9 protein-coding genes are annotated in these 7,027 nt (G+C 52.3%); 2 read left to right on the top strand and 7 right to left on the bottom strand.

Annotated elements, in window-relative coordinates:
• Positions 1 to 231: hypothetical protein (locus tag AC0LWT_RS28935; RefSeq protein WP_474684757.1), on the top strand; the 231-nt coding region annotated here is incomplete at its 5' end.
• A gap of 37 nt (positions 232 to 268) precedes the next feature.
• Here AC0LWT_RS28935 and AC0LWT_RS28930 read toward each other — a convergent pair.
• The 5 genes from AC0LWT_RS28930 to AC0LWT_RS28910 form a co-directional block, all read right to left on the bottom strand.
• The gene (locus AC0LWT_RS28930; RefSeq protein WP_474684756.1) at positions 269 to 454 is read right to left on the bottom strand and encodes a hypothetical protein; all 186 of its coding nucleotides are present in this window, start codon (positions 452 to 454) and stop codon (positions 269 to 271) included.
• Positions 447 to 1,004, bottom strand: coding sequence for a hypothetical protein (locus AC0LWT_RS28925; protein WP_474684755.1), 558 nt, complete (start codon positions 1,002 to 1,004; stop codon positions 447 to 449). Before AC0LWT_RS28925 ends, AC0LWT_RS28930 begins: the two co-directional genes overlap by 8 nt.
• Before the next feature lie 251 nt (positions 1,005 to 1,255).
• Positions 1,256 to 1,771, bottom strand: coding sequence for a carbohydrate ABC transporter permease (locus AC0LWT_RS28920; RefSeq protein WP_474684754.1), 516 nt, complete (start codon positions 1,769 to 1,771; stop codon positions 1,256 to 1,258).
• Between the two features lie 313 nt (positions 1,772 to 2,084).
• On the bottom strand, positions 2,085 to 2,930 hold the full coding sequence (locus AC0LWT_RS28915) for a carbohydrate ABC transporter permease (protein ID WP_474684753.1): 846 nt from the start codon (positions 2,928 to 2,930) through the stop codon (positions 2,085 to 2,087).
• A gap of 275 nt (positions 2,931 to 3,205) precedes the next feature.
• The gene (locus AC0LWT_RS28910; protein ID WP_474684752.1) at positions 3,206 to 4,363 is read right to left on the bottom strand and encodes a type II asparaginase; all 1,158 of its coding nucleotides are present in this window, start codon (positions 4,361 to 4,363) and stop codon (positions 3,206 to 3,208) included.
• A 303-nt stretch (positions 4,364 to 4,666) separates the two neighbouring features.
• Between AC0LWT_RS28910 and AC0LWT_RS28905 the strand changes: the two genes are divergently transcribed.
• Positions 4,667 to 4,846: a hypothetical protein gene (locus AC0LWT_RS28905; RefSeq protein ID WP_474684751.1), complete on the top strand. Its 180-nt coding sequence runs from the start codon at positions 4,667 to 4,669 to the stop codon at positions 4,844 to 4,846.
• A 183-nt stretch (positions 4,847 to 5,029) separates the two neighbouring features.
• Here the strand turns inward: AC0LWT_RS28905 and AC0LWT_RS28900 are convergent, their stop codons facing one another.
• Positions 5,030 to 5,950: a carbohydrate ABC transporter permease gene (locus tag AC0LWT_RS28900; protein WP_474684765.1), complete on the bottom strand. Its 921-nt coding sequence runs from the start codon at positions 5,948 to 5,950 to the stop codon at positions 5,030 to 5,032.
• Between the two features lie 30 nt (positions 5,951 to 5,980).
• A complete protein-coding gene (locus AC0LWT_RS28895; RefSeq protein WP_474684764.1) occupies positions 5,981 to 6,931 on the bottom strand; it encodes an ABC transporter permease in 951 nt (316 codons plus the stop codon).
• Between the last annotated feature and the right edge of the window lie 96 nt (positions 6,932 to 7,027).

The raw sequence follows: 7,027 nt of genomic DNA, 5'->3' as shown, positions 1-7,027 counted from the left end.
CAGGTGGCGGCAGGTCTGGTTTGTTCGCGGGCGGCGGGCAGGGCGCGGCGGATCTGCTTTGTACGCGGGCGGCGGACGGATGGCGGCGGGTCTGGTTTGTATGCGGACGGCGGGCAGGGCGCGGCGGATCTGCTTTGTATGCAGCGGCGAGCGGACGACGGCGGCTTTGGTTTGTATCCGGCGACCGACGGAAGTCGCCGAAACCGTCCTCCTTCAATGAAGTTCAATTGAAGGAGGGCGCGGTTTCGGCACGCATCGTTGGTGTTTATTACTTGCCGTATCTTCCTTTGATTTCCGGCTGGATTTTGGGCGCTAGTGCTTTCATGGCCTGTTCGGCTGTTTCTTTGCCGAGCCAGACCGGGTCCAGCGCCGAGAAGCTCATGTCCGTCACTTTTCCGAAATTGACCAGGTAGTATCCGGGGCTTGCTTTTCCGTTGTTCAGCAGGTTATGCATGAAGATTTGTTATGTACAGCAAAGTGACGAAAACATTGTTTTGCGTAATGAATTTCTTTTGCGTAATTTGCACGCCGCTTGCATTGAATTCGCTCTGCCAGTAACTCGGCGTCTGCAGCCGTTTGGACACATTCTCGCTGAAGCTTCCCGGTGAAACGGCAACGGTGTAGGCGTCCCTATCGTTCAAATTGTCCTGATACGCAAAAGAACCCGCAAAGCCGAGGACGCCCGGATTGTGCACCTTCATATAGGCGCTCCTGCCCCTCGTCATCAAATCGGAGCCTTCCGGATCGTTGCCGGGTCTGGACAGCATGCGGTCCATCCAGAAATCGGTCCCGCCCTTCTCCGTATCGTACATCGCTTGCATCATGCTGTTCACGGTATAAGACACAGGTTCGGCAGGCACCGGATTCGCCGCCCCGCCAAATACGGGCATTCCCGGGTCGTTAGCCGCAAGCGCCGGACTCGGACTGGCAAGCAGCGTCAGAACGGGAATACAAACGGTCAAAACGGCAAGCACTTTTTTGAAACCCTTTGCATCGGTTGGCATGTCATACCTCCTTGCGCTCGTCTATGAGCAGAATCAACATGATCAAAGCCGGCTTTTTTAACCTCATTTCGATCAAGTTAAAAAAGCCGGCTTTCAGAACCGAGAAGGTTGGGCGCTGCCTGGTGAAGGAGGAACGGAGCGTAGGTGTGGCTACGTGAGTACCGGACTTCCCAGGCTCGCTCAAGATTCGACGCCGAGTACGCTTCCCCGATTCGCTTCGTTATCAAAGTCGGCTTTTTTAACCTCCTTGCCTAGCCTTTGATGCCGGTCATGGTGATGCCTTCTATAAGCGCCCTCTGCGCGAACAAAAACAGCAGCAGCGACGGCAGCACGATGATCGAAGTGGCGGCCATCATGTAATTCCACTGCGCCGAGTACGAGCCTTGAAACAGCGTCAAGCCGAGCATAAGCGTGTAGTGCTTCTCGGACGTGATGAACACGAGCGGACCGAGAAAATCGTTCCAACTGGCCAAAAACGCCAGCAAACCGACGACGGTCATCGCCTGCTTGCCGGGCGGCACGATGATGGTCCAATAAATTTGGGCGTGCCCGGCGCCGTCCATTTTGGCCGCTTCATCCAGATCGCGCGGAATCGACAAGAAAAACTGCCGGAGCAAAAAAATATGAAACACGCCGCCGCCAAACCACGACGGAGCAATAAGCGGCACGAGCGTGTCGGTGAGCCCAAGCATTTTCCAGCCGATGAAATGCGGGATCATGACGGCGAAAAAAGGCAGCATCATCCCGGTCAAAATGACTCCGAACACGCGGTTCCTCCCCGGCCACTGAATTTTCGAGAAACTGTAGGCGCACATGGAAGCGGTCAGCAGCACGCCAGCACGGAAAGCCCGGTCACCAGCACGCTGTTCAAAAAGTAAGTGCCGAAAGGATAATTACCCAAAGCAGTAGCAAAATTGCTCCATTGCAAAGCTGCCGGAATAAACTGCGGCGGTTTCTGAAAAATTTGGCCCATATCGATTAAAGCCGTACGAAACATCTAATAAATGGGAAACAAACAAATGATGCTGCCCATGAGCAAAATGGCATAAATCGCTGCCTGCGAAAGCATATGTTTAGTCTTCATTGGCGCCGCTCCTGGTCTTCGTAATAGACGAGCGAGTTGGAAAGCTTGAAGCATACGCCGGTGATCAGCAGCATGACGAGAAACAGCAGCACCGCGCTGGCGCTTGAAGTGCCGAACCTGGAAAACTGGAAGCTTTCCTTGAACAAATAATACACGTACAAATAGCTGGCCTTGTTCGGCCCGCCCTGCGTCATGACATGCGGCTGCACGAACGTTTGAAACCCGTTGATAAAGCCGATAACCGTGTTAAAAAAAACAATCGGCGAGCTCATCGGAACGGTAATATACGCAAGCTTATGCAGCGCGCTGCCGCCGTCGACCTCGATGGCTTCGTACAGGTGGGACGGAATATTTTGCAGTCCGGCCAAAAAAATGACGATCATGTTGCCCGTCGTCCACAAGCTCAGCAAAATGAACGTCGGCATCACCGTGCTGTCGGACGACAGCCAAAGCGAGGTCGGCAGATGCAGACTGTCCAGCACATAGCTCACGACGCCAAAATCCGGCTGCAGCAGCCACAGCCAAATCATGGAGGCGGCGGCAGCGGGAATGATGACCGGCATATAAAAAATCGCCCGAAACACACTCCTGCATTTAATCCGCCGGTTCAAAAGAATCGCCATCGCAAACGCAAACACGACTCCGGCCGGCACGCTGATCAGCACATAGTACGCAGTGGCCCGCACGGCAGGAAAGAAAAAGGCGTCCTTGCCCCCCAAAAGGTCCCTGTAATTCGCCAAACCGATAAAACGGGGAGCCGAAACTACATTGTACTCGGTAAAGCTCAAAATGAACGTATACGCCAGCGGTCCGACTACAAAAATCAGAAATCTCAGCAGCACCGGCGACGCAAATAACAGTCCGGCTATCCACTCCCTGGTTGCTCTCTTTTTTACGAAAACAATGACATATCAGCCTCCTTGCCGCAGATGCACATTCGCAGCGCCTATGTAAACCGATTATAATGTTCGCGCTTTCAAACGAAAATTCGAATGATTTTGTTTTGGTGGACTAAACTTGGTTTTCTAATAAATGTCCACTAATCCAACATATGCACACCCCTAACTTCACAAATAAAAACGCCGCCCCTGAACGGAGCGGCGCACTCGAATATCTCTTAGTATTGGTTGAAATACGCTTGAATCTTTTGCGGATCTTGGGTTTTGGCGAGCGCCAACATCAACAAGATGCGTGCTTTTTGCGGGCTGAGATTGTCGGAAGTGATAAATTTATTGTCGTCATCCATTTTTTCTCTGGTAACTATACCTTCAGGCACGCGGGTACCGCGAACAACGGCAACACCTTTTTTTACAGCATCCTGCAGACCCGGAAGCGTTTTCTCATGAATGGAGCCGTCGCCTGTACCGGCGTGGATAATGCCCTTTGCTCCGGCTGAAACCGCGGCGTCAACCAATATACGGTCGTCATTGGCATGAGAGTAGACGATATCTACGCGCTTCAAACTATCTTCAGTCATGTTGCGAATGTCAAATTCGGACTGGCTTGTATGTTTTTTAACCGGCAAGTTGTAAAAGTAAGGTTTACCTCCCTGCATATATCCAAGGTAACCCAGTTCCGGATTTTTGAAAGTATCAACGCCGGTAGTGCTGGTTTTAAAAGTATCGCGAGCGTTTCCGATCTTGTCGTTCAAGGAAATCAGGACACCCTTGCCCTGGGCTTCTTTAGAACCGGCTAACGCTACAGCGTTGTACAGGTTTAACGGGCCGTCAGCCGATATGGCCGTAGAGGGACGCATGGAACCGACGATCACGACCGGTTTGTCGGAATGAACGGTCAAATCGAGGAAATAGGCAGTCTCCTCCAATGTATCGGTACCGTGGCTGATGACAACGCCGTCATACTTCGGATCATCCAATGTCTTTTGGACTTCCTTCGCCAGCTTGATCATGATGGCATCGGTATTGGATGTGCCTGAATCGATTTTCGCCACTTGGGCAGCGGACAGGTTGGCAATATCTTTTAGCGATGGCACCGCTTCAATAAGCTGATCCGGAGTCAGAACCCCCGCTTGATAACCGGTAGTTTGCGTGGCAACAGAGCCGGTTCCGGCGATCGTGCCGCCCATTGCCAAAATTTGAATGTTGGGCAAATTGGATTTGACGGCACTGCTCGAATTTGTAACGGGAGCCGGGTCATTTGGGGCCGTATTTTTTGTTTGTGCATCCGTTTGGTTTTTCACCGCACACCCTGAAGATATGAGAGATAATGTCAGTACAGCGATAGCCGCGACTTTCTTCCCGGTTAATTTCTTCACTTGAAAAATTCCCCCTTAAAGACATTTGGCTCAACTTTAGATTGATATTAAACCGCTTTCATTATTCAGTCTAAACCCTCAACTATAAAAATCTACACGAACCTACAAAACCGGTTCGAGTACTTTTCACGAATTGACGCAAGCTGTTTTGGGGGTAAAAAAGCTTGCACTTTCCAGGCAGCCCGAGAAAGTCGCGGCACTATTCAGGGCTAGGGGAACCCGTGAGACCGCTTTTTCCCAACTTGCGCCTCACCCGGTGCAGGCCGTGGAACTGCGCAACTGGGCAGGAGTAGCTTGGCAGGAATGCGGTCGACTGACCGCCGTCATGCAGCGCAACACCGCGCACCGGGAGCTGCACGGGATGCAGAGGAAAAACCTGCAAATGTGCAGGTTTTTCCTCTGAAACTGGCTTATTTTGGCGAAAAACCTGCAAAAGTGCAGGAATTTTCGCTGAAAGTGAACCTGATCCTATGTCCCCGTTGAAAAGCCTGCACAATTGCAGGAATTCTCCGTATCCAGCGATCAAGGAAGCAAATTCATGTATTTTTGCAGGTTTTCTCCGTGCGGCCAAGCGGATTGTAGCTATCGCCTCTGACGCTGGGGTTTCCGGGCAGCCTGACTTTTGCGCAGGCTTACTCCCCGAATAGCCGCCTCATCGCCGGCACATCAGCCCTTCACACCGCCGACAGTCATCCCTTTGACAAAGTACTTTTGCAGGAACGGGTAGACGAGGATGATCGGGACGCTGGCCACAATCGTCATCGTCGCGCGGATCGTCGTCGGCGTTACGGTCAGCGCACCGGTATTGCCGCTGCTGGCGAATACGTCGGCTGCCGACTGGGACGTCGTCGTGTTCGTATTTTGCAATATTTTCATCAGTTCGTATTGCAGCGTGCTTAGATTATCTTTGGACGAGTTGTACAAAAATACGTCGAACCACGAGTTCCACTGCCCGACCGCGCTGAACAGTGCAACGGTAGCCAGTACCGGCACGATGAGCGGCAGCACGACCCGGATGAACATCGCGAAGTCCCCTGCTCCGTCGATCCGCGCCGCTTCCAGAATGCCGTCGGGCAGCCCGTCGATAAACGAGCGGATGACGATCAGGTTGAATACGCCGATCAGGCCGGGAATGATGTATACCCAGAAGCTGCCGACCATGCCGAGATCGCGGATAAGCAAATATCCCGGAATGAGGCCGCCGCTGAAATACATCGTGAAGATGAAAGCGACCGAGACGAATTTGCGCAGCACGTACTCCCGGCGGGAAATCGTGTAGGCGACCATCGCCGAGCAGAACACCGTCACGACGGTGCCGATCACCGTCCGCAGAATCGAAATGAACGTCGAATGAATAATGAGCGCCTCGCTGAATACGTATTGAAAATTTTTCCCGGTCCACACTCTCGGCCACAAATAAATGCCTCCGCGAACCGCGTCGTTCGCATCGTTCAAGGCTACGGCCAACGTGTTCAGAAACGGATACAGCGTCACGATGACCAGACAAAGCATAAACCCGATATTGAATATGTCGAACAAACGGTCTCCCGGGGAAGAATAGCGTCTGTTCGAGCGTTTAACGCGCACGGTTTCCAAAGCCGAACGCCCTCCTTCCGTCTAGAACAACCGGGCTTCTCCGGCCCGTTTGGCAATCTGATTGGCGCTGATCAAAAACACGAAGCTGACCACCGTCTTGAAAATGCCCGCCGCCGTCGCCAGCGAGAAATTCCCTAACGAAATCCCGTATTTCAGCACGAAAATATCGAGGTTTTCCGAATAGTCGACGGTCATTCCGTTGCCGAGCAAATATTGCGGCTCAAAGCCGGACTCCAGAATGTTTCCCAAATTCATAATGAGCAGTATGATAAAAACCGGTTTTAAACTTGGCAGCGTAATGTGCAAAATGCGTTGGAGCCTGCCCGCTCCGTCCATTTCCGCGGATTCGTAAAGCGCCGGATCGATCGTCGTCATCGCCGCCAAGTAAATGATCGTGTTCCAGCCGACGTTTTTCCATACCTCGGAAGCCCCGAGAATGCCCCAGAAATATTCGCCTTTGCCAAGCCACAGAATCGGTTCGTCAATCAGATGCAATTGCAGCAGGATCACGTTGATGATACCGCCGTCCGTCGACAAAGCGCCTGAAATAATGCTCGCCGCGACAACCCAGGAAATAAAGTGAGGCAAATAGCTGATCGTCTGCACGACTCTTTTAAAGAAAACTTGCCGAAGCTCGTTGAGCAAAATAGCCAGCGCAATCGCCGTGGCGAAGCCGAGAACAAGATTGATCACACTCATCGCAAACGTATTGCGCAGGACGCGAAGAAACGCTTCATCCTGAAACAAAAACTTGAACTGATCCAACCCGGCCCAGGTTTGCTCCGCGAACTTTTTGGCCGGCCGGTAGTTTTGAAACGCCATCGTCCAGCCCCACAGCGGGACATATTTGAACATGAACAGCCAGATCAGAAACGGAACCGACATGGCGAACAACGCTTTTTGCCTGCCGAGCTTGTGCCAAAACAGCGCAATTCCCGTCGATTTCCCGGACAGCGTTGTTTGGCCAGCCATCGTATTTGCAGTAGGGCTCTCCATAGAAAATCACTCGCTCCTCCAAGACTTGCTTGTCTTTTTCCGGTAAAAAGACGCCGGGCACTTGCCACACCC

It is taken from the genome of Paenibacillus sp. sgz302164, assembly GCF_056120505.1.
The sequence above is the reverse complement of the archived record's forward strand: the minus strand, read 5'-3'. Positions and strand labels throughout refer to the sequence as shown.